The 23114-nt window shown below is 52.3% G+C and carries 26 protein-coding genes and 1 riboswitch; of the genes, 7 read left to right on the plus strand and 19 right to left on the minus strand.

The window, feature by feature from the left end; all coding sequences use genetic code 11:
* Positions 1 to 50: 50 nt before the first annotated feature.
* The 7 genes from EVJ33_RS08045 to EVJ33_RS08075 all read right to left on the minus strand — a co-directional run bounded on the left by EVJ33_RS08045 (position 51) and on the right by EVJ33_RS08075 (position 6037).
* Positions 51 to 680, minus strand: a complete 630-nt coding sequence (locus tag EVJ33_RS08045) for an NADPH-dependent FMN reductase (RefSeq protein ID WP_131436114.1) — start codon at positions 678 to 680, stop codon at positions 51 to 53.
* Entirely contained in the window at positions 677 to 1669 is a 993-nt protein-coding gene (locus tag EVJ33_RS08050) for a ring-cleaving dioxygenase (protein ID WP_131436116.1), read from the minus strand. Before EVJ33_RS08050 ends, EVJ33_RS08045 begins: the two co-directional genes overlap by 4 nt.
* A 40-nt stretch (positions 1670 to 1709) precedes the next feature.
* Complete coding sequence (locus EVJ33_RS08055; RefSeq protein ID WP_131436118.1) at positions 1710 to 2141, minus strand: MarR family winged helix-turn-helix transcriptional regulator; 432 nt, start codon at positions 2139 to 2141, stop codon at positions 1710 to 1712.
* Positions 2142 to 2276: 135 nt separating this feature from the next.
* Positions 2277 to 3404 carry a tetratricopeptide repeat protein gene (locus EVJ33_RS08060; protein ID WP_131436120.1) on the minus strand — a complete coding sequence of 376 codons (1128 nt, stop codon included), beginning with the start codon at positions 3402 to 3404 and terminating at the stop codon, positions 2277 to 2279.
* A gap of 49 nt (positions 3405 to 3453) precedes the next feature.
* Positions 3454 to 3993 carry a ribonuclease FAU-1 family protein gene (locus EVJ33_RS08065; RefSeq protein WP_131436122.1) on the minus strand — a complete coding sequence of 180 codons (540 nt, stop codon included), beginning with the start codon at positions 3991 to 3993 and terminating at the stop codon, positions 3454 to 3456.
* 68 nt (positions 3994 to 4061) lie between these two features.
* On the minus strand, positions 4062 to 5114 hold the full coding sequence (locus EVJ33_RS08070; RefSeq protein WP_131436124.1) for a DUF58 domain-containing protein: 1053 nt from the start codon (positions 5112 to 5114) through the stop codon (positions 4062 to 4064).
* 2 nt (positions 5115 to 5116) lie between these two features.
* Complete coding sequence (locus tag EVJ33_RS08075) at positions 5117 to 6037, minus strand: AAA family ATPase (protein WP_131436126.1); 921 nt, start codon at positions 6035 to 6037, stop codon at positions 5117 to 5119.
* A gap of 97 nt (positions 6038 to 6134) precedes the next feature.
* Between EVJ33_RS08075 and EVJ33_RS08080 the strand changes: the two genes are divergently transcribed.
* From EVJ33_RS08080 to EVJ33_RS08110, 7 genes are all read left to right on the plus strand, one after another.
* Complete coding sequence (locus EVJ33_RS08080) at positions 6135 to 6827, plus strand: hypothetical protein (protein WP_131436128.1); 693 nt, start codon at positions 6135 to 6137, stop codon at positions 6825 to 6827.
* A gap of 92 nt (positions 6828 to 6919) precedes the next feature.
* Complete coding sequence (locus tag EVJ33_RS08085; RefSeq protein ID WP_131436130.1) at positions 6920 to 7666, plus strand: hypothetical protein; 747 nt, start codon at positions 6920 to 6922, stop codon at positions 7664 to 7666.
* Between the two features lie 87 nt (positions 7667 to 7753).
* Positions 7754 to 8074, plus strand: a complete 321-nt coding sequence (locus EVJ33_RS08090; protein WP_131436132.1) for a hypothetical protein — start codon at positions 7754 to 7756, stop codon at positions 8072 to 8074.
* A gap of 24 nt (positions 8075 to 8098) precedes the next feature.
* A riboswitch (TPP riboswitch) is annotated at positions 8099 to 8197 on the plus strand.
* Between the two features lie 64 nt (positions 8198 to 8261).
* Complete coding sequence (gene thiW / locus EVJ33_RS08095; protein ID WP_131436134.1) at positions 8262 to 8750, plus strand: energy coupling factor transporter S component ThiW; 489 nt, start codon at positions 8262 to 8264, stop codon at positions 8748 to 8750.
* Between the two features lie 64 nt (positions 8751 to 8814).
* On the plus strand, positions 8815 to 9081 hold the full coding sequence (locus EVJ33_RS08100) for a hypothetical protein (RefSeq protein WP_131436136.1): 267 nt from the start codon (positions 8815 to 8817) through the stop codon (positions 9079 to 9081).
* Positions 9082 to 9493: 412 nt separating this feature from the next.
* The gene (locus EVJ33_RS08105; protein ID WP_131436138.1) at positions 9494 to 9892 is read left to right on the plus strand and encodes a VOC family protein; all 399 of its coding nucleotides are present in this window, start codon (positions 9494 to 9496) and stop codon (positions 9890 to 9892) included.
* 112 nt (positions 9893 to 10004) lie between these two features.
* On the plus strand, positions 10005 to 11834 hold the full coding sequence (locus EVJ33_RS08110; protein WP_131436140.1) for an LTA synthase family protein: 1830 nt from the start codon (positions 10005 to 10007) through the stop codon (positions 11832 to 11834).
* Positions 11835 to 11854: 20 nt separating this feature from the next.
* Here the strand turns inward: EVJ33_RS08110 and EVJ33_RS08115 are convergent, their stop codons facing one another.
* The 12 genes from EVJ33_RS08115 to glmS form a co-directional block, all read right to left on the minus strand.
* On the minus strand, positions 11855 to 12739 hold the full coding sequence (locus EVJ33_RS08115) for a VOC family protein (RefSeq protein WP_131436141.1): 885 nt from the start codon (positions 12737 to 12739) through the stop codon (positions 11855 to 11857).
* Between the two features lie 14 nt (positions 12740 to 12753).
* Positions 12754 to 13038: a putative quinol monooxygenase gene (locus EVJ33_RS08120; RefSeq protein ID WP_131436143.1), complete on the minus strand. Its 285-nt coding sequence runs from the start codon at positions 13036 to 13038 to the stop codon at positions 12754 to 12756.
* Between the two features lie 102 nt (positions 13039 to 13140).
* Complete coding sequence (locus tag EVJ33_RS08125; protein WP_131436145.1) at positions 13141 to 14598, minus strand: methyl-accepting chemotaxis protein; 1458 nt, start codon at positions 14596 to 14598, stop codon at positions 13141 to 13143.
* 151 nt (positions 14599 to 14749) lie between these two features.
* Entirely contained in the window at positions 14750 to 17410 is a 2661-nt protein-coding gene (locus EVJ33_RS08130) for an MMPL family transporter (RefSeq protein ID WP_131436147.1), read from the minus strand.
* A gap of 3 nt (positions 17411 to 17413) precedes the next feature.
* Positions 17414 to 17857, minus strand: a complete 444-nt coding sequence (locus tag EVJ33_RS08135; protein ID WP_131436149.1) for a MarR family winged helix-turn-helix transcriptional regulator — start codon at positions 17855 to 17857, stop codon at positions 17414 to 17416.
* Between the two features lie 86 nt (positions 17858 to 17943).
* Complete coding sequence (locus EVJ33_RS08140; RefSeq protein ID WP_161566916.1) at positions 17944 to 18447, minus strand: GNAT family N-acetyltransferase; 504 nt, start codon at positions 18445 to 18447, stop codon at positions 17944 to 17946.
* Positions 18435 to 18527: a YfbM family protein gene (locus EVJ33_RS15600; protein WP_236634571.1), complete on the minus strand. Its 93-nt coding sequence runs from the start codon at positions 18525 to 18527 to the stop codon at positions 18435 to 18437. Before EVJ33_RS15600 ends, EVJ33_RS08140 begins: the two co-directional genes overlap by 13 nt.
* Positions 18528 to 18599: 72 nt before the next feature.
* Positions 18600 to 19532 carry an NAD(P)/FAD-dependent oxidoreductase gene (locus EVJ33_RS08145; RefSeq protein ID WP_236634572.1) on the minus strand — a complete coding sequence of 311 codons (933 nt, stop codon included), beginning with the start codon at positions 19530 to 19532 and terminating at the stop codon, positions 18600 to 18602.
* A 67-nt stretch (positions 19533 to 19599) separates the two neighbouring features.
* Positions 19600 to 20286 (minus strand): DUF975 family protein, encoded by a 687-nt coding sequence (locus tag EVJ33_RS08150; protein WP_131436155.1) that lies wholly within the window; start codon positions 20284 to 20286, stop codon positions 19600 to 19602.
* 96 nt (positions 20287 to 20382) lie between these two features.
* The gene (locus EVJ33_RS08155; RefSeq protein WP_029594441.1) at positions 20383 to 20589 is read right to left on the minus strand and encodes a helix-turn-helix domain-containing protein; all 207 of its coding nucleotides are present in this window, start codon (positions 20587 to 20589) and stop codon (positions 20383 to 20385) included.
* A 10-nt stretch (positions 20590 to 20599) separates the two neighbouring features.
* Positions 20600 to 21079 (minus strand): DUF2975 domain-containing protein, encoded by a 480-nt coding sequence (locus EVJ33_RS08160; protein WP_131436157.1) that lies wholly within the window; start codon positions 21077 to 21079, stop codon positions 20600 to 20602.
* Positions 21080 to 21266: 187 nt separating this feature from the next.
* Entirely contained in the window at positions 21267 to 23063 is a 1797-nt protein-coding gene (gene glmS / locus EVJ33_RS08165; RefSeq protein WP_131436159.1) for a glutamine--fructose-6-phosphate transaminase (isomerizing), read from the minus strand.
* Positions 23064 to 23114 lie beyond the last annotated feature (51 nt).

Here is a 23114-nt window from a genome sequence, read left to right on the forward strand (position 1 = left end):
CACAAAAAAGCGCACAAAAAAACCAGCCTGGTTAAAGGCTGGTCGAATGCTCAGTTGTTCGTAGCTTCAGTTGCTTTCGTACGGACCGTCTGCATCGCTTCTGTCCATGGGACGAGCTGGTCGAGCATGTCGTTGACCGATTGAATTTGCACGTCTTTCGGTGCGAAATGTGTGCCGTTCTCGAAGTCTGTGAAGAGCGAGAGCGCTGGGTGGACACGGACGTGGGCGATCAAGAGCTCGCTCAACACGCCGCGCAAGTGTTCCGTCGCACGTGCGCCGCCGACCGAACCGTATGAGACGATTCCGGCTGCTTTGTTATGCCATTCGTTGCGCAAGTAGTCGAGGGCGTTTTTGAGCGCGCCTGTGATCGAGTGGTTGTATTCTTGAACGATGAAGACGAAACCGTCCATCTCAGCGATTTTCTCAGACCAGGCGCCAGCACCTGTTGCGTCACCGCCTGGCTCGCCGAGAAGCGGAAGGCTGTAGTCTGCGATGTCGATGATTTCATAGTTGGCGTCACCGCGTTTGTCCGCGAGTTCTTTCACCCATTCTCCGACCTGCGGGCTGACGCGTCCTTCACGAGTAGATCCGAGTACGATTCCAATTTTCAACATGTTAGTTCCTCCTTGTGAGTTGGTTGGTTCTTCTTGTTTACCGAACAAACGATTCAAAAAGCTCATTTCATTCCCTCATATTCTTTCTCGAACGTTTTTGTACTTCTGACCGTATCGATCGGTCGAACCATCGCTTCAATCTGTTCCCGCTTCGGTTCTAAGAACGGCGGGAGTGACAATTTTTCACCGACCGTCTCATACGGCTCATCGCCCATGAATCCTGGTCCGTCCGTTGCCCATTCGAACAGGATTTGCGGCGCGACCCGTGCATACGACGATTCGAAGAAGAAGCGATCGACATAACCTGATGTCGGTAACCCGAACTGTTGCAAGCGTGCCGTCCATTCATCGAGGACACTGCGGTCATCGACACGGAAAGCGACGTGGTGCACCGTTCCGAACCCTTGGCGCGCGACTGGTGACGTCTCGTCATGAATGACGACGACTTGCGCCCCGTTTCCACCCTCACCTCCTTCAAAAAGATGCGCGTCACCTTCTTGTCCGATCTCTTCGAACAACATGACTTGCTCCATCACTTGTTTGAAATACGTAAAGTCCGCGATGCGGATGAAGATTGGACCGAGACCTGTGATGGCGTACTCGAGCGGAATCGGGCCATTTTGCCACGGCTCGCCTGACGCGACGCCGACGTTGAACTCATCCGAGATGAGCTGGTACGCCTGCTCGTCGAAGTCGACGAACGAGAGTATCTTCTTGCCGAACTGCTCGGTGATGCCTTCATGCTTCACACCAAGCCGGTCGAAGCGACGAACCCAATACGTAAGTGCCTCGTCGGTCGGGACGCGGAACGACGTCTTGGCGATCTCGTTCGTCCCATGCACGCCTTTTGGGATGCCGGGGAAATCAAAGAACGTCATATCTGTCCCGGCGCTGCCTTTGTCATCGGCGAAAAATAAGTGGTACGTCTGAATGTCGTCTTGGTTGACCGTCTTTTTGACGAGACGCATTCCAAGGACGTTCGTGAAGAAATCGTAGTTCTTTTCGGCGCTGCTCGTAATCGCCGTCACGTGGTGAATTCCTTTTACATGGTTCATTAAAATCGCTCCTTCAAAATCTTGATTTCGAGATAATTGATTAAAAAATTTTTGACGCCTCAGCACGTTTGCCAATCGTCTTCAATTGAGTGATCGTTTCATCTAGATCGAGTCCATCGAACAACTCGTCCATTCGTTTTTCGTGGGCCGGAAAGATACATGACATAAGTGTCTGTCCTTCCTCAGTCAGTGCCGCATACGTGACACGACGGTCGCTCGGACACGCTTTTCGAATCAAGTAACCTTTCGATTCGAGCCGATCGACGATATACGTCATACTCCCGCTCGACAGAAGGACCTTCTTCCCGATGATTTGAATCGGTTGGTCGCCTTTATGGTAGAGCAGTTCAAGGACCGAGAACTCGGTCGGGTTCAGCCCGTACTCAGCGACTTCATGCTTGACCACGTCTTGTATCGACTGCGAGGCTCGAAGCAACACTGTGATGGCTTTTAAGGTTTTCCGTTCTTCCATGTGTTCCCCTCCTTTGCTGAGAGAAAACAATACTTTAAATTTAAATATCTTTAATTCGAGATAAATATAACATGACAATTTCTGTTGGTCAATCCATTTAACTCAAAAAAAGACGAGTTGCCTCGTCTCGTCATTTCAGTCGTACGTCTCGTCAAGATTCCGCGCATAAAATGCGATGGCGCGACGATACCGTTTGATGCTGTCATCCGGCTCCGGGCTTGCGAGCAATTCGAGCAACGCACCGGTCGCCTCACTGTGGCGTCCGAGATTGTAATGGGTCATCGCCTGGAACGCTTTGAGCGCCCCGATGTCTGGGAACTGTTCAATCGCCTTGGCGAACAACTCCTCAGCGTCCTCATAGCGGCCGAGCGCCCGATACGTGCTGCCGAGTCCGATATACGTCTCCCGGAGCTCTTCACCCGAGAGTCCGAGCCGGATTGCCCGTTCGTAATGCAGGACGGCTTGACGTTCTTCCCCTAGCGAATCATAACACCAGGCACAATGGGCATGTAGGCGTGGATTCTTCTCGTCTTGACGGAGCAACATGAGCAACAGCTGCTTCGCCCGCTCGAGCTCCCCGTTCTCACGGAGACGAATCGCTTCGTCGAGGCCTTTCTCTTCTGGGGTTTGGACTTCCAAGTCACTCAAGTCATCGAGCCATGTTTGCAACAACTCATAATAACGGCCGACATGGACGCCATCGACGAGGGCATGATGCGCTTGGACTGAGAGCGGCATCGTCATCCGGTCACCCGTCTCCGTAAACTTGCCCCAGGCGATGCGCGGCACCGTATCATGCTGTTGCTCATGTGTCGGGTGGCTGATGCTCGTGAACGTGACCCAAGGCACGCTCGTGATATAAAGGAGGCTGTCCGGCTCATCGTCGCCGACAACGACTTCCCGTTTCGCCCCGCTCATCCGGTCCGTCACTTCTTCCATGAAGTCCGGGAACGCGTCTTTATACGTCGCCGTACAAAAATTGAAGACGTCATCGTCCATCATGACAGTAAAGGAAGGATGCACGACGTCATGCTCGATGACCTCGTCGCCGCGGATGCGGTAGCGAAGTTCCGGGATGGCGTTCGCCGTTTTGACGGCACCGTACAAGAACAGCTTAAAGAACGACTGGCCGGTCCGTTTGGCGTGCGTATGTAACTTCGTCACATCGACGCTCGCTGTCACGTTGAAATGTGGGGCGTCGAACGCCTTGAAGAACTCGTAGTGCTTCTTGCGCGACCACGTCTCGGTATTGATGGTTTTCATAATTCGTCCCCCTGTTTTTTCTTTCACTGTACCAAAGGGAACAGGCCGTTCAAAGTTTTTGTTTCAACTCGGCGTAATGCTCGTTCGCCAACTCGAAGTAGACAAAGTCACGACGTTCAATCCGATCGAGTGTCGCTTTGAAATCACGCCATCCTCTCTCGACGAGTTCCGGCGTCAATTCCCCGGCTTCCGTCGCTTCCTCGAACTCGTCCTCGTCTTTGCGGACGACGTCGCCGTTCGGGAAGATGAGGATGTCGAGCAACAAGTCGTCCATATACGGGATTCCGTCCTCATATCCGATCGCTTCGACGATATCGATGTACCATTGAACGATGTGCCCTTCATCATTAAACATGACGGTCACACCGAACGGCTCGTCGTCCGGGAAATATTGGAGCCAGCTGTAACCGGCATCGGCGACGATGAACTCTTCTCCTTTGTGTATCTTATATTGAGGTGCGCGGACCACATCGATTTGAAACAAGGCGACGGTCCCGGAGAAACGGTCATCATGTACCTCCATTTGCGCGTAGCGATGTTGCAAGATTCGTTCCCAATCCCGGCGGTTGGCAAATTTCCGTTTTGGCATATGTCTCTCTCCTTTTGTCCCAATTCATACATAAAGAAAGAGTTCGCCAAAATCCGACATTTCCCTGTTCAATCGTACAGATTGTGTTGATTGAACCAGACGAGATGGCTTTGCTTCAATCGTTTTCGCTCGACCATCCGTGTAAAGGCGTCGGTCGAGATGAAGCGATTGCCTGGGTGAATGGTCGCCAACTGCAGCAAGATGAATCGAATGCCGCGCTCGCCTTCCTGAAGCCGGATGTGAACCATCGTCCCATCCTCGTCAAATCGATTCAAGAATAACTCAATCTTACAGTCCTCTTTTAACAGACGCGACGTGACGAAAGCGGTTTGACTGATGAGCGATTCGAAGTCGTGATGGAGCGTATAACCGGAAGGACCGTTCAAATCCAAGGCGAACGTGAACGTATCGAGCGTCGTCTGTTGAAACACTTTCGACTGCAATCGTCCAAGTTTCGCCGTCGCATACCAATCGATCTCCTTTACCGGTTCCCCTTCATACGGTTTCGACCCAATCAGCTGTAACGGATTTTGGAGTGGTGACGCCAAGAGCGGCCGGTCCCCGAGCGCGAGCCGTTTCGTCCCGACCGGTGGATGAAGAATGAGTGATGGGAGGACGGTCCACGCTGTATCGACCGGTCGCTCATATAAATACGTTCCGAGTCGAAACGGGAGCGTGACGGCGATGACGCATTCCTCAAATGCGGCGGGACCGCGATACTCGGCGCGCACGACCAATTCGTAGCGGGCTCGACCGACATCGACCTCATAGTCGAGCACGTTCGGAAGGCGCTCATGCGCCGGAAAGCTGATTCCTGAGCTCACCTTCAAACGAATGCGCAGCGGAAGTCCGAGCCGGTCCAACTCGTCCACCCCATCAACCACCAACACGAGTCGACTCTCATCTCCGACAAACAGCAATTCTTCGTATTGCGTGAACCGGAGATCGATGTGCCGCTCAAGTTGTTGCCGCGTCCGCTCGAGCATCCAAATCGCACTCGCTACAATGAAACATAGATAGCCGAACCCATAGACGTACGGGAAGAACACGAGCATGGCTCCGCTCACGAGATATATAGGGAGGAGCCGGCGCTGCAACCAAGCGTGCGTGGAGAGGATCATCGTCAGCCCTCGACCGGCACGGGCACGGTGTCTAAAATGTGTGCGATGACGTTCGCTTTCGTCGACTTGATGCCGCCTTCGAGCGTCAAGCTGATCCGATGGGCGAGCACGTACGGCGCCACGGCTTTGACGTCTTCCGGGATGACGTACAGTCGGCCGGCCAAATAGGCATAGCTTTGACAAGCGCGGAGCAGTGCAATCGCCCCGCGTGGACTGACCCCGACCTCGACGGACGCGTGGGCCCGGGTCGCATGGACGAGACCGAGCATATAGTCGAGGACATCGTCTTGAATCGCGACTTGTCTCGTCTCGGCCTGCGCTTCTTGGAGCGAGGTAAGTGACGTCACCGCCTCGATGTGTTTGCGGGTCTCGGTCAGCACTTGCAGCAACAGTTCTCGCTCTTCGGCGGCGTCCGGATACCCTACCGGAATCGAGATGAGGAACCGGTCGAGTTGTGCGTCCGGCAGTGGGAACGTCCCGGCCGATTCAATCGGGTTTTGCGTCGCGATGACGAAAAAAGGCTTCGGCATCGGATACGTCTTTCCGCCGATTGACACTTGTCGTTCTTCCATCGCTTCGAGTAGCGCCGACTGGGTGCGCGGGACGGCCCGATTGATTTCATCAATCAGGACGATGTTCGCGAAAATCGGACCTTGCCGATGATCAAATCCTTGCGTCTTCATGTTGAAGTAGTCGGTCCCGATGACGTCGGACGGGAGCAAATCAGCCGTAAATTGAATGCGTGAGAATGATCCGTCAAAACTTCCAGCGATCGCTTTGGCAAGCAACGTCTTCCCCGTCCCAGGTACGTCCTCGAGCAAAATATGTCCCTCGGCGAGAAGCGCCGTGCAGCAGAGCCGGACGACCTCACTCTTTCCTAAGTACACTTCGTTCAACTGTTTGATGACCGCTTCGATTCCCATTTCGTTCCCCTCCGTTACATGTGTCTTACTCGCAGTTTACCTGTTTATGGTAATATAGACAATAAATAGTCTGAACATTCCGATAAGGAGGGAAAAGATGAAGTGGTCGTCTCGATTTATAGGATTTCTTGTTGTGACAGCTTGTCTCGTTGTGACGTTCGTCTTTGTCAGCAAGACGACGTTCAGTTGGTTTCAAACGATCAATACACCTGCTCCAATTAACGTGACGGAAGTGAACAGAGAAGAAGAGGATAAGCGGCAAACAGGCGGCATCGATATGGGGAAAACGACAGGGCCCAAATTTGAGGGAGACCCTCGCCCGAAGGAAAAGATGCTCAAATTCAAGTTCGGTCGCGGGAATGGCAATGACCCCGGCGGACTCGGCACGTTGTTCGCTCTCCTCGCTGCTGTCGGGTTGACCGTCTATGGCGTGCGTAGATGGCTGCGTCGTCAACGGGGAAAAGGATTCACGTTCTCTAGTAGACAGAATGCCTTTGCGCCACTGTCGCTCAACGCGGACACATCGATTAAGGCACAGACGTTCCCGATGCTCACGAATATCGAACTGAGGGATTGGCTGATCACGTTCAACGCGTCGCTCGCCCCTGAGCTAAAGCTTCGGACGAATGAGACGGTCGTCGACTGGTTCGAACGCATCGAGCTGACGGATATCGACGCCTCGCTTTATCATCTGATTCGATATGGTCCAGCCTCCAATCATGATATCCCGTTGGCGCAACAACAACGCTTTCACGCGGCACTCGACCGTTACTTGAAGCGGCAACCCTGAGCGAGAAAGTACCCGGGTTCTCAATAGCCGGCATACATGCTACGCTTATTGGTAATAGGAAAAAACTGTAACTTTTTTAGGAGGTTGGATTGATGAAACGCCTAGTCTTGCTCGGGTTCAGTCTGTTTTTGCTGACCGGCTGCACCGATCCAGTTGAGCAACCCATCGTCCCGGCCGACACAAATGAGCCGTCGCCCGAAGACATCACCGCTTGGACGCGAGAAGACTTTAAAGACGTCTTCGACCAATATGAAAAAGTCCCGCCACTCTTGCAGGCACTCGAGAACGATGGACTCACCCCGTTCCGCGAGACGTTCGAGCACGTCGTCATCGCCGGCGATGGCATCCATCATACATACGCCGACATTCATCCATTCAAACTCGATGACGGCACGTACGCCACCGTCTATGAGAGCGAGAACGGAGATATCGCTAATGGTCCCGAGTCGATCGCCCCGCTGTTTTGGCAAGAAGCGTCGTTCCTTCAATTCGTCGAAGAGATTGAGAAACGGAAATATGGAACGAGTGCCCCACCGACGGACGTCGTCCTGACCGAAGACGAGTTCCAGGCGCTCTATAACCGCCACGCCTACACGTCCGCGCTCATCGTCGAGCTCGACGAATGGGGCGTGCAAGTCGCACGCGACCCGCTCGAGAACGTCATCATCGCTGGAAACGGAGTCAAGGAAGTGAAAGCCGACCTGATTGTCTTTGAAGTCGAGGACGGCTACGCCATCGTCTACGACCAAGACGGGGAGATTTTCAAAGGGCCAGAGTCGATTGCCCCACTGTTTTGGAGCGAGACGGATTATGAAAACTTACTCGAGAAGTATGAATGACTCACGGGACACTCAGTCACACCATCGGACTGCGTGTCTCATATCAGGCACGCTCTCTTTCATTTATTGATTCTAGGAGGAAACGATATGGACGTTGTGTATTACTCATACCCGGTCGATGCCATCTTATATATGTATTTAGGGGCGACCGCCGTCGTCAGTCTCATCATCGGGCTGCTCGTTTGGCGTCTGTTCAAGCGCCGGGATGTCGGCTTTTGGATAACGCTCGTTCTCAGCTTTGTCGGGCTGTCGCTCTCGCTCGTCTGGTTTCAAAACGCTTCCGTCGCCGTGTTCATGGGGACACTGCCATGGTTGATCAATCTCGTCTTCTCCCTTTTGCTGTACGGCCTGTTCGTCGGCATCATCTATGTCACGTTCCGACCGCGAAAGCTCGACCGCATCAAATGACGGTATGCTATACTCATGTTAATAAACGACCACTAGGGGAGCCTTCGGGCTGAGACGGCACGCGCCGGACCCTTCGAACCTGATCTGGCTCATACCAGCGTAGGGAAGTGGTGTGGGATTCGTCTGTCTTTCCACGCCACTTCTCCACTTGGAGAAGTGGCGTTTTCATTTTGAAAGGAGACTATCTATGCGTATTCAACAACTCACTTGGATGGCGATGCTCATCGCCATCGCCGTCATCGGTTCCCTGTTCATCTCGATTCCGACCGGTGTCGCCCGTGCCTATCCGATTCAACATATGGTGAACGTCATCGCCGCCGTCACCGTCGGGCCGATCGGCGCCGTTCTTGTCGCGTTCGTGACCGGACTCGTCCGTGTCATGACCGGGACCGGGTCTCTCTTGGCGTTCCCTGGCGGTATGATTGGAGCGCTTCTGGCCGGCTTATTTTTCATGAAAACGAATCGAGTCATGTTCGCCGCATTCGGTGAAGTCATCGGGACCGGCCTCATCGCCTCGCTCATCGCCGTCCCGTACGCCAAGGTGTTGATGGGGAGCGAATTCGGCGCGCTGTTCTTCTTCCCGGCTTTCCTCGCCTCAAGTGTGACCGGAGCCGTGCTCGGCTGGATCGTCTTGACTCGGGTCAAGCAATTGCGGCCGCTCACGGTGAAACGATAAATAGGAGTTCCCCCCGCTAAAGAAAATGGTAAAATCAGGATAGCACATCCAAGGAGGTCATTTCTTGAATCGATTGACGCTATTACTGGCTGCCACCGCTTGCCTATTCATGTCCGGTCTCTTGTATACGCTTGAACGCATCGCCACGTTCACCCGCTGGAATGCTCAAATTGCGACGGGCACGTTTTCCATCGAGCCGATGTTCATCGATGTGCTGCTACAAAACGTGTTCATCTCGATTTTCGGGGTGGCCGCGATCGTCCTCTTTTTCAGGGCGGGCAACGCTGTCCAACACACAACGACCAAAAAAACAGGGACGGCCGACTTATGACGGCTGTCTCTGTTTGACGTGACGTTATAGTTTTATAACTCTAGTGAAGAAGGAGTGTTTAGTTATGGACATTAATCGCAATCTTTATTTTTACTCATTGTTAGTAGGGACTTTAGTTTTTCTATTCATTTTCATATCTGAATTCTTTTTCAATTTTGGAATCATATCGAATTACTCGATTACATTGCTCTTTCTTTCTTTGACCATTCTGTTGGCTGTACTACTTATTTTTTCCATTTTTTATATCAAAAAATTTAAAGACGAAAAAGGGAACATATTATTGGGCGTATTAATATTTTCAGGATCCATTTTCCTGCTTTTCTTACTACTCAATACGCTAGTGATGGTGTAAGTTGAACCGGTGTTCCGTTTAGAACGTCGATTCGATAAAATGAAACAAAGGAGTGACACGATGAAACAAATCCACCATCTCTGCATCCAGACGCCCGACTATGAGGCGTCGAAACAATTTTATGAAGCACTCGGCTTCGAACTCGTTCAGGAGTCGCCCGACTTTCATACGCGCGCGTTCAACAGCTGGCTCAAACTCGGCGACTTTTATATCGAGCTCCAAACGGCCAAAGTCGACGAGACGTTGTCACCATACTCGAAACACGCGGCTGGTCCAGTCCACTTCGCGCTTTACGTCGATGACCTCGAAGCGGAAGTACAGCGCCTCGAGGACCTTGGTGTGACGTTCTTACCGAAGCACGGCGGGAACATCTACTTCGTCGTCGATGGCCATTTAAGTAAACTGAAAGCCCCGGAAGGCACAATCATCGAGCTGCGGGACACATTTTTAATCAAATGAGGCGCTGCCTCGCTTTTTTATTTTCAAAATCGCACACCCTCATGTTTTTTGCCGCCTTCGAACAGGTACATGACAGAGAATACACTTTGTCCGTACCGTTTGGAGGCCTTTTATGAAATATCTCGATTATTGGAGTTACTTATCGCTCTCCCTCGCCAAGCTGTTCCTCTTCAGCCTATTGACCGCGAGCGCGTTCGATGTCAGTTTTCTATTCATCAACCTCGCGACCATCTTGATGATGACGAGTTGGGCGCTACTCGTCAAACCGCAAACACGTCGCTGGATTTTGTTCGCGTCTTTATTTTTGCACAGCACGCTCCTCATCTCGGACGTCTGGTACTACCGCTATTTCGGCAACTTGTTGTCGGCTGCCTTGCTCTCGGACATCGGCCAGATGGGAGACGTCGGTGGCGGCTTTTTGACGCTGATTCAAGCACCCGACTTCCTCTTGTTCACGGATTTGCTCGTCTATGCGGCTGTCCTCGTCTATATGAAGCGACACCCGGTCACGGAGTCGAAACGTCTTGGTCGTCGCTTGGCAGTAACTGGTTTTCTCATCGGCCTCCTCGTCTTTACCGTCCCGACTGCCGTTTATTACGCGGACACAGACAATCGGCAAACTCCAATCTCGAACATGCGCGAGTATTATCAGCTCGGGTTTTGGGGTTATCACGGGCTCGATGCATTTCGCGGTATTCAGGATGCCTTTGATTTCGGTGACAATCTCACGGAACGCGAGCGCGACCAAATTGAAGCGTTCGCGACCAAACCGGTTGAGGCCACAGCCGATACGAACGTCATCGTCGTCCAGCTCGAGTCGTTCCAAACGTCCGTGATTGGCCAGACGGTCAACGGTCAAGAGCTGACACCGCATTTGAACGCGCTTCGCGATGAGATGCTGTACTTCCCGAATTTTTACCATCAGACGCATGAAGGACGTACGTCCGATGCGGAGTTTACCGTCAACGCCTCGCTTTATCCCGTCAAATCTGGATCCGTGTATACGCAGTATGCGACGAACATGTTTGATGCCTTGCCTGCACAGTTAAAACGAGCCGGCTATGACACGGCCGCGATGCATGCGTTCGACAAGGAGTTTTGGAATCGCTCTAATTTCTATGAGCAAATCGGCTACAACCACTTTTTCCATCAAGACGATTATCCGTCCGAGCCTGTCATCGGCATGGCTGTCGGCGACAAAGAGTTTCTGACGACGTCGGTCGACCACTTGGACACGTTGGACGAACCGTTCTATTCGTTCATGGTCGCATTGACGAGCCACACACCGTATGAGATTCCGGACGAAGAGAAACGGTTGGATCTATCGGGATATGACGATCCGCTCCTACAAGGCTATTACCACACCGTCCACTACACCGATGCCGCCGTCGGTCTCATGGTCGAACGACTGAAAGCCAACGGAATATGGGATGACGCCTTGGTCGTCTTTTACGGTGATCACGATAGCGGCCTTACCATGGCAGGAGACGAGATGGTCGTGAAAGCGGACGCCGACTCCACGGTCGACTTGTTTCAGCTCGATCGCTCCGTCCCGTTATTCGTTAAACCGTCTGGGCTCGAACAAGGGCAGACAGTGGAGGCGAACGGCGGTCAAGTCGACCTGGCCCCGACCATCCTCGATTTGCTCGGGATGACACCGACCTATATGCTCGGAAGTTCACTCCTCGACGATGATCCGAATTTGACCGTGTTCCGAAACGGCTCATTCCGCTACGAAGACCTCTATTTCGTACCGGATTTGACGGAGTCGGTCGGCAGCGGTATGTGTTATTCGGTCGAGACCGGCGATGACTTGCCGCTTCAAGCATGCGAACCGTATATTGACGAGGCCGTCGAACAGCTCCGTTTATCCGATACGATCATCGAGAAGGACGCACTGTCCAACTTCCAACAAAACGACAAACAAGCCGCTCCGAAGTAATCGGGACGGCTTGTTTTTTGTCAGTAGACGTTTCGTAACGCGGCGATATCGATCTTTTTCATCGGCAAGAATGCCTCGGTCACTCGCGCCAACTGCTCCTTTGTACCGGTCGTCAACATCTCTTCCATCTCCCACGGCACGATTTGCCAGGAGACGCCATAACGGTCCTGGAGCCACCCGCACTGTTCCGCTTCCGGAACGGCCGACAGCTTGGCCCAATACTCATCAATTTCATCTTGCGACTCACAAAATGCAATGAGCGATTGCATCTCATTGAAGGCGAATTGATGATGTTCCGCGCTATCCATGGCGACAAACTCGCGTCCGGACAAGACGAAGCGAGCGTAATTGAGCTTTCCTTCCAACTCCGGACCGTCTGTCGCTTCGTAACGGACCATATGATCTTCGAGCACGTATGAATCGGGAAAAATGGAAATCCAATCGTTCATCGCCGCTTCGGCGCGCCCGAACACGTCCCCGACGAACAAAAAGCACGGGGTCACCGTCTGGATATCCATCCCGCCACTATGCATGATTTGCCAGGAGACACCGTGTTTGTCTGTCAACCAGCCATAGCGCTCGCTGAAATCATACGTATCGAGCGGCATGAGCACGTCTGCCCCGTCCACAAGTTTGTTCCAAAGCGTCTCCACTTCTTCCGACGTCGGGAACGTGATCATATAGGAAATGGATGGGTTACGTTCTTTCAGCTGACCAGCGCCGAGCAGTTGAAAGAACTGCCCCGACAGCGAGACGGTCACAATCGTCGTTTCACCCGACGGCGTATCTGCAAGTTTCGTCGTATAGTCGACAAATGAATCAGGAAACGTCGACGCGTACCACTCCGCAATTTCCTCGACGTCGCCTTCGAACCAAATACACGGGATAATCGATTGGGTGATCATCGAATTGACTCCTTTCAGACTTCACGCAGACGATACACATCACGGACAGCGAGCAGTGTCTCGGCTGCCTTTCGGTATGCTTGATAGTGTGGGGAGTTGATATGATGGTCGAGTGCCGTCTCGTCTTCGTATTTTTCATAGAACACGAACGTACCTGGTGCATCGATTGACTCATGGAGTACATACGTCAAGCACCCTTCCTCTTCTCTCGATGGGGGAATGACTTCATCGAGCGCTTGCCGTAACTCGTCTTCTTTCCCCGGATGTGCCTTTAAGACAGCAGTGATGACAATTTCCATAGCTTGTTCCTCCTCATGTTCTGACTGACGCAAGACTTTTCCCGTTTTAGAAGAGATGTATACGCAAATGGACACGCCTATTTGTAAAGGCGTATCCATCGTTTAGACGAGTTCGTTCGCAATCTCGTTCAATTCTTCAATTTGATGTTTTAATGAGAGCAATGCCTCTTGTTGCGACATCGTCAACACATGAACATCTTGACTGTTCACTTCAAGCGCATTCATCAACGCCGACATTTGGCCGGTCACTTGATGGACTTTGTTCAGTTGTGAAGCGACGACTTGAAGCTGTGTCGATGTTTCATCTACTGTCCCAGCGACCGTACCTGTCGTCTGGATCATCGAAAGAATCGATGTCCCACTCTTACGGACTTGTTCTTCTTGTGCCGATAAACGCTCTGTGCTGCCATCGATCGCCCGTTCTGTCACTTGTACTTCTTGCATGACAAGCTGGATGATGTCATTGATTTGAGCCGAAGCTTGCGCGGTTTGGGCCGACAAATTTCGAATCTCGGTCGCGACGACGGCAAACCCTTTCCCGTGTTCACCTGCTCGTGCCGCCTCAATCGATGCGTTGAGCGACAGCAGGTTCGTTTGAGACGAAATTTGCTGAATCGTACCGGTGATACTTCGTACTTCTTGAAATCTTTCTGTCAATCCTTTAAACGCTTGATTCACTTCGCCGATACTTACATTCAGTTCAGCAAGCGATCGTTCCGTCGAATCCATATTATCATGTGAAACTTGGGCATCTTGTAAGACACCGTTCACTTGGGAAGTTGTCTCTTGAAGTTGCTGTTGCATGCGTTCAAACGCTTGAACCGTTGACTGGATTTGTGATGCTACGTTTTGAATCAACCCTGCTTGTTCAGACGTCCGGTTCGTCATCAAACCGATTTGTGTGGTCACTTGTTCTGAGGCATGTGTGACAGAGTCGACGGAATCACTCATCGTGAATACAGCCCCGTGGAGTGTAGTCGCACTCGCTGTCGTCTTCGCCATCGTGAGTTCCACTTCACTCGCATGTTGTTCTGCTTTCTCTTGTTGTGTGAACGTCTCATGCAATAACTTTCCGCCAAAAAATGAGACAAAGTATGCGCCAAACAACGCCATCGTGAGCACCGTGAACCAAATGACGAGGTCAACTGGCGTTGTAAATGAAAATCGGCCCAGGCCTACAGCTACGACTGATACGATTAGAGCGAGAACGCTACCGTATAACACAAGATGGCGGTTCAAGTACATCAACATCAAGACGATGTACAGAAAGACGATGTTTTGAATCGCGTCACCCGGCAACGTCAAGATGATCGCTGAAGCCGCAATATACATTAACGTGACAAGTCCGTACTTTAACCAAGTACGTTCGACAAAGAAACGATAACCAACCCATGAAGCAAGCTGAATGATACATCCCGTCACAATAAAACGGACTGTGTCTTGTCCAGCTAGTTCTCCAATCCAGTACAAAGCACCCATAATCGGATAAGAAAGAAAAAATAAAACAATCAACATACGTGATACGAGTAACGAGCTCATTTTTTCAAAATGATTCACCATACTTGTTGCCTACTTTCAATAAAATTAAGGTCTATCTTATATTTCGGTCCATTTTTTAAAATCTTAAGCTCGCTCTTCTCCGTTTTGTTGACATTGACTAAACGTAAAAAAACAGCACAACCGTCGTTGTGCTGTCCGTGCATCCTAAACCCTATTCCCTATCTTTAACTTTTCGTTTGAACGGCCACCAGACACCGTCGCCGAACGATACGGTGATCGCTGGGATGAGCAACGGCAACACGATCAATCCGTACAGCAACAGTCCAGTGATGACGATCGTCGCGATTTGGACGAGACTGAGCACGCCCGACGGGATCATCGCTCCGAACGTACCGGCGAGGATGACGGCGGCGGTCATGATGACTGTGCCCATCTTCGTCATCGAATGGACGAGCGCATCACGTACCGTCATCCCATTGATCGATTCTTCGCGGAATCGATCGAGCAAGAAGATTGAATAGTCGATGCCGAGGGCAATCAGCATGACGAACCCGAAGAACGGAACGGCCCAACTGATGCCGTCGTAGCCGAGCCCTTCCACGAAGATGAGTTCCGTGATGGCTGCTGACGTGTAATACGTCAGTAAGAGCGAACCAATCATATACAGCGGCATGATCATCGAGCGGAACAATACCGTCAACACTACGAACAGCGTCACGAGCATAATGGCGACCGTCCGATTAAAGTCGTTCGTCGACGTCTCGTTCAAGTCGCTGTTAATACTCGAGATGCCGGCATATCCGATCGTCGCGTCCGCGAACGGCGTATCTGTGACGACCCGGTCCATCGTCGCTTTCACGGTCTCGACCGTATCGATTGCTTCCGGTGAGTAAGGGTCCATCTCGAGGATAACCTCGAGCTGTGTCGCCGTCCCGTCGGCAAACACGTAGCGCTCGATCGCCGGTGCGAACTCCTCTGACGTAAGCGTCCCTTCCGGTAGGTAAACGCCTGTGTCGCGCAGACTATCAGAACTACTCAAGTCTGATAGGAATGCCGCCGCGTCATTGATACCCGCCTCAATTTGAGCGAGCCCCGCGTTTGCTTCTCCGACACCCGCAGCGAGTTGTCCGAGTCCTGTCCCGAGTTCTCCGGCTTGGGCACCTTGTGCCGTCAACGCCGTAGCAGCTTCATTGATGCCTGCCTCGATTTGACCGAGACCGGCAGACACTTGTCCGAGTCCCGCCACGGCCGCAGGGATGTTTTGCGAAGACGTGAGACCTTGACTAATCAACCCGAGTTGCGCGTTCAACTGGCCGAGTCCTGCTGCCGCTTCCGCGAGCGGGGCGCCGGCGTTTGTTGAACCGGCCGGCAATTGTCCGACGACCGCCTCAAGCCCAGATTCGACTTGCGCGAGTCCGTCCTGAACATCACCGAGACCAGTCTCAGCCTCTGTCAGCCCAGCACTCACCTGTTCGAGCTGTGTATCGACGTAAAAGTCATCGATGACGTCACCGGTCGGACGCGTCACGGAACGAACACCGCTCACCCCATCGATCTGTTCAAGTTCATTCGAGAACTTCTCGATGTACGGAATATCGGCTTCAGACAGCGCACTCTCTTGTTTCAAAATGACTTGGACCGGAAGTGACTCGCCTTGTCCGAACCCTTCCGAAATCAAGTTGAGGCCGCGCACTGAATCGTAATCGTCACCAATCTCATCGACCGTATTGAACGAACGGGCGTCATCATATGTGAACAGCACCGGTACGGTAATCAATGCGACGACGAGGATTGAGACGAACGGTCGATTGACCGAGATGCGGCTGAATCCGGCCCAAAGGCGGCTGTCGTGGTGCTCGCCCGCCTTCTTCGATGGCCAGAACAAGCGATGCTTGAGCGTCGCCATAAAGAACGGCACAACCGTGAACAAGATGAGCAAGAGGACGGCAATCCCGACCGCGACGGCGACGGCCGATTTGAAGATTGGGAAATCGGCAAAACCGATGGCCGCGAAACCGACGAACACGGCGAGACCGCTGATCAAAACCGTCCGCCCTGCCGTCTTGTACGTGTTAACGATGGCATCTTCAATCGCGTGACCGGCACTGAGTTCTTCTTTATAGCGGCTGAGAAGAAGAATACAATAGTCGGTCCCGATTCCAAACAAGATGGCCACGAGGAAGATTTGCGTGTAGTTCGAGACCGGGAAGCCGAACCAATCGACGAAGAATGCAACGAATGATTGGCTTAAGAGATACGTGAATCCGACCGCAATGAGCGGGATGAACGGCGTCACGATTGAGCGGAACACGAGTAGAAGCAGGCCAAAAATGAGCACGACCGTGATGATCTCCGTCTTTTTCAAGCCTTCCTGTGCACTCAAGTTCACATCGTTGTTGATGATTTCTTCACCGGTGATGTAAACTGTCTCATCTTCCGGGAGAATGTCTGCTCGCACGTCATCCGCGAAAGCATTGATGTCTTCCATTGATCCCTCGACCGTGATCGGAACGAGCACGATCCGTCCGTCCTCAGATACGAGTTGCGCTTCCGTTTCTTCGTTTTCAAACGGATTGAGCACATCTTTGACGATTGGACTCGCCTGCTTCATCTCATCGATGACCCGGGAAATATCATCCCGTTCGGCGTCACCGAGCGTTTCGAACTCATAGACGAGCGAAATCGTCTTGTCGCTCTTTCCAGCGGCGTTCAAGATGTCCTGCGCCCGCTGCGAGTCCATGTCCTCGGATAATTGGAAGCTGCCGGCTTGCTCGGCCTGCTTCGTCAAATTCGGTGCCGCCACAAATAAGGCGGCCGTCAAGACGATGAGACCGATTAAGATTCCCCAGCGCCATTGAATGATTTTCTGCACGTGTTATTCCTCCCCAATTCGAAGCAGCTGTTTAATTTTCCGGAACGTCCGGACGAACTGTTCGATTTCTGTCTCATCTATTTTCCCGTCGAGTAGCGACTCGACGTAACGGTAGACGGCAGCATCCGCTTCTTCGACAACGCGATGTCCGGCCTCCGTCAATTCAATCAATCGCTCGCGTTGGTCTTGACCACGCCGACTGACGACAAGGTCTTTGTCGACGAGTTTTTTTAAGCGGTTCGAAACGGCGCTCTTATGCACACCTTGTTTCTGTGCCAGCTGTCCAGCCGGGATTGGTCCGAACTGTTCAAGTAACTTGAGCAGCTGCAGTTGTTCTCGCGAATAGTCATGCCAGACGTCACCTTCCATCGCCTCGATGACATGCTCTGCACCTTGGAACATGACTTCCTCGAACAGTTGGACGGCTTCCCGCATCAATTCTTTCATAATTGGTTTACCCCCTAAACTAGATAAGGATAGTTTATGCCCTAAACTAATAGACGTCAACTAAAACGACCGATGAAGTTGCTCCTTCATCGGTCGTTTTGATACACATATGTATAAAACGTCAGCGTTTGTCCTGCCCATTCCATCTGTCGTGCCTCGCCGTCACGTTTAAAGCCCGCACGCAATAATACGCACTGGGACGCCACATTGTCGATCGTCGTCTCGGCTCTCAATCGATTGAAGCCAGGCAACTCGAACGTCAACAATTGTCGCAGGGCCGCCGTGGCATACCCGCGTCCCCCATGCTCCGCTCCGACCCGGTAACCGACCTCGCCAGTGTCGGTATCGGTATGATGAACGTTCAGACGCCCGACGATTGTGTCGTCGCGCCAAATCAAGTAATAATACCCGTCCCCGTTCGTCTGCTCGCTCAATAGTTGCTGCAACGCCTGATGGAATGATTCCGGATCATAGTAGGCGTCGCCTCGACTCGGAACAGAACGCTCGAAATACGTGCGATTCTCGCACTCGAACACATACAGCAACGCCTCATCTTGAAGACGGATCGCCTTTACGCTTATCCGATCCATGTGACGAGCATCTCCCGTTCTTGAAGCAGTGCTGTCAGCTCTTCGACAGATACCCGCATGTATGCGCCAATCATCCCCATACCTGATTCCCCTCTCCAATTCATATGTCTGACTATTCGGCACGGTCATGAAAAAAAACTTCCGAAGAAGGTTTAGCGCATCGCTTCCGCAACGCGGAGTCCTGAGACGTACGCGCTCTCGAACCGCGTTCGACCTGAGGCGTCGTCCGGCTCGAGGAAAACGTCACCGGCCAAGAAAATCGGCGCGTCACGCAATGGGTAGTAAGGCTCGGCCCAGACGTCGGTCGCCTGTGCATAGCGCCACCGTTTCAACTGTCTCGATCGAATCACGGCTGAACCTGTCACCGATTGCAACAGCCGCTCAATCTCACGAAGCGTATCTTCATCCGCTCGCTCATACCACTCCTCGCTCCACGACTCGTCCATATAGACGCTGACGAGTTCGGTCGCCGAGATCCCTTTTTGGTGGTTATTGATGACTTTCAAGACACCCGGCGCCAAATCCGTATCAAGAATCCCTTCATGACCGATGGTAATTTCGCTTCCGAACTCGAACAAACCTACGAACGTCGGAGCATAGGTTAATTCACGTAACGCCGGATCGACTGCAAAGTCAGTGAGCAAGTCAAACGTCTGCGGGAGCGGCGACGTGATGAGAAGACGGTCATAGTGACGTGTTGTCACATCCGTCTTGACGACGACGGTCTCGTTCTCAAGCATGACCACCTCGGCCCGTTCGCTCAAATGGACGGTCAACCCCTCAGCCAAATGTTTGGCCAGGGTGTTCATCCCATCGATGGCGACATAGCGCGGATACGGATCGGCGTACCAAACGCGGACCAACTCCCGTTCGATCCAGTCGGCGACATCTTGTTTGAGTGCTTCCCCTCGTACAGTGAAATAGACCGCTCCGTGATCGGCTTTTCCGTCTCCAATCCGTCTCGTCGCCAAGCGTCCCCCGACGCTCCGACTCTTTTCAATCAGTTCAACCGTATGGCCGTGACGCACGAGGTCGCGTGCTGCGACAATCCCGCTCAGTCCTGCACCAATAATGCCGATATTCATATCCATTCCCCCTTCTGTCAGGAAGATTGTATCATGCTCGAGGACTCGTCGCCGGAACCGATGCGCTTCACGCCGAGCGATTCCACTGCTCGTCATACGTCCGGAGCGCGTCTTCATACATGACGGCGAAACGGCTGACGATGAACGGGCGGATGAGTGCTAGTGCGACGAGGAAAATCCATGACCCGAGGATGACCAAGTCGAGTTGTATATAAAAAATCAAACCGACTAGATACATCGGGACGAATGGCAAAATGAGTTTGAACGCATCCCACTTTTGTCCACGCATCATCGTTCTCGATTTTGTGATCGCCTCTGTAGCAGACAGTTCTGGTTCGTCGCGTAAGATGAAGTATGTGAACGCATACGAGAAATACTTCATGATTCCTGGTATGACGAGCAACAATGTCCACAACACTTGGAAAAATAGGATGAGAATTGTCGCGAGCAAATGCTTTCCATAGCGGTGACGAAACGGATCCAATACATCGCTCCAGCGAACCGGTTGCTCTCGTACCGTCTTTAAGATGAGCCAGTTGTATCCGACATTAATTGGATAGAGGGCGATATAAAATAAGATCCCACCTAGGCTGAGGATAGCCAACGGCACTGACTCCACCGTCAAACCGTAATAAGTCGGGTCTACCATCAACCCCAGCTCTAACATCACGGAGCAGGCAAACGACCAAATGAGTAACAATCCTGTCTTTCCTTTTAACGCTTCATGCGCCCGTTCATTCCATGTATGCACCATATCGCTTCCTCTTTTCATTCGTCTTTCTTGTCTTATACGCAACACGATGGAAAATGTTTCAAGTCCAATGAAAAAACAGGGCAAGCGCCCTGTCCATCAGTCTTCCCGATATTCTAAAATGTCGCCTGGCTGACAGTCTAGCGCCTGACAGATTGCTTCAAGCGTTGAGAAGCGGATTGCTTTCGCTTTGCCGGTCTTCAAAATCGATAAGTTCGCCATCGTAATGCCCACTTTTTCAGACAGCTCGGTCACACTCATTTTTCGTTTTGCCAACATCACATCAAGATTTACGATAATCGCCATATGTCTCACCTCAGACCGTCAAATCATTTTCTTGCTTCAAATCGATGGCTCGCTTCAATAGCTTCTGTAACAGCTCCGCAAACACGGCGACGACAAACGCGGCAAACACGAGGACGAGCCCGATCAGGAGGAACCCCGGCGCGTCATCTCGTTCGGCGAACCAGTAGAAAAACGGGAGCGTCCCAATGTAGACGGCGGTGATCGCCAACGCACAAAACTTGATCGCGCGGAGTGATTGAACAGCCCGATAGGAGAACCCTTCGTCGCGGTCAATCAACCGGAGCAGCCTGAACGTTTGGAACAGGGCGATAAAGAACGGGATGGCCGATCCATACATGCCGATCACGATTGGACGAATCGAGTCTTCAATCCAACTCCCACTCTCGACCGCCTCGCGCCAAATGTACGGAAGCAAAAACAAGCAGGCTGCCACAATTGGGACAGCCAGAACGAATACGGCCAACCGTAAAAAAACCGTCTCTCGTTTCATGATGCAGACACCTCACCTCGTTTGATGCCTTCATCATAATCCTCTTTTTATTGTTTATCAATAAATAATCATCGTTAATAAATAAAAACCTCAGGATATTCTGAGGTTTATCCTTGAAATCCCTGCGATGATTTGTTATCCGTTTGATACAAAAAAGCCAAGATCCCGAAAGATCTTGGCCCATTATTTATTCTACTGTGACTGACTTCGCCAAATTACGTGGCTTGTCGACATCGCAATCACGCGCAAGTGCCGCATAATACGAGATGAGTTGAAGTGGTAATACCGTCACGAGCGGTGTAAGGAGTGGTTCAACACGTGGCAAGACGAATGCATCACTCTCGTGTTCCATTCCTTCCATCGAGATCGTGCAGGCAACGGCTCCACGAGCGACAACTTCCTTGATGTTCCCGCGGATGTTGAGGTGCGTGTTCGGTTGCGAGACGAGCGTGATGACCGGTGTGCCGTCTTCAATCAAGGCAATCGGTCCGTGCTTGAGTTCTCCACCTGGGTAGCCTTCTGCTTGGATATACGAGATCTCTTTGAGCTTGAGGGCACCTTCGAGACCAACATATGAATCCATTCCACGACCGAGGAAGAACGCGTTGCGTGACTCTTTCAAGAACTTGTCTGCCAATTGCTCAAAGATTTCTTTTTGAGCCATGACCGAATCCATGATCGTCGCGATACGCGCGAGTTCTGTCATAAGGTCAAACGGAAGCTTTTTGCCGTTCGCACGAGCGATATCGTAGGCGAGGATGGCGAGCACAGCAATTTGGGCCGTGTATGCTTTCGTCGATGCGACCGCAATCTCTGGGCCGGCATGGAGGAGCATCGTCTCGTTCGCTTCACGTGAGAGTGTCGAACCAGCAACATTCGTAAGTGTGAGCGCCTTGTAGCCGCGCTTCTTCACTTCGACGAGGACGGCCCGGCTGTCCGCTGTCTCACCTGATTGTGAGATGAAGAGGAACAACGGCTTCTCAGTGAGGAGCGGCATGTTGTAACCGAATTCTGACGCGACGTGCACCTCTGTCGGCACACCTGCGACGCGCTCAATCAATTGCTTGCCGACGAGACCGGCGTGGTAGCTCGTACCGCAAGCGACGATGTAGATGCGGTCGGCTTCCGAGACGAGCGAGCGCACGCCTTCTGTGAGCTCGATGTCACCGGCTTCGTTCTGGTAGTGTTGGATGATGTTACGGATGACGGCCGGTTGCTCGTCCATCTCCTTCAACATGTAGTGCGCGTACGTGCCCTTCTCGATGTCTGACGCATCGATCTCGGCCGTGTACGGGGCACGTTCGAGGATCTCGCCGTCGAGCGTCTTGATCGTCGCCGATTCGCGCGTCAAGATGACGATCTCGCCGTCGTGGAGCTCGAGGTACTGGTCCGTCACTTGGAGCATCGCCATCGCGTCCGACGCCACGACGTTGAACGTACCGTCGCCGAGTCCGACGAGGAGTGGTGACTTGTTCTTACCGATGTAGAGGCGCTCTTGGTCCTCTGAGTCGATCATCGCAATCGCATACGAGCCGTGGAGCTCAGACAACGTCTTGCGGAACGCCGCCTCGACGTCGCCGAGTTCGACGAAGTTCTTCTCCATCAACTGGACGATGACTTCCGTGTCCGTCTCCGAGAGGAACGGCACGTCGAGCGTCGCCTTGATCTGCTCGTCGTTCTCGATGACACCGTTGTGGACGAGCGTGAAGCGGCCCGTCGTGCTCTGGTGCGGGTGGGCGTTCGGGACGCTTGGCACACCGTGTGTGGCCCATCGTGTGTGACCGATTCCAATCAATCCGTCTACTTCTGCTGGGACGACTTCGCGTAGCGCAGCAATCCGGCCGACTTCTTTATGCACGTTCACGTTATCGTGCATCAAAGCAAGACCTGCCGAATCATAACCACGGTACTCAAGTTTTTCAAGACCTTTGAGAAGGATTTCCTTCGCTCCGGTGTTCCCAATCATTCCTACAATTCCACACATACAAAATTCTCCCTTTATCTTCGATTTCTCGAAAAAGGAAACGGGCTTTTT

This window comes from Exiguobacterium sp. SL-10 (assembly GCF_004337025.1).
Classification (GTDB): Bacteria; Bacillota; Bacilli; order Exiguobacteriales; family Exiguobacteriaceae; genus Exiguobacterium.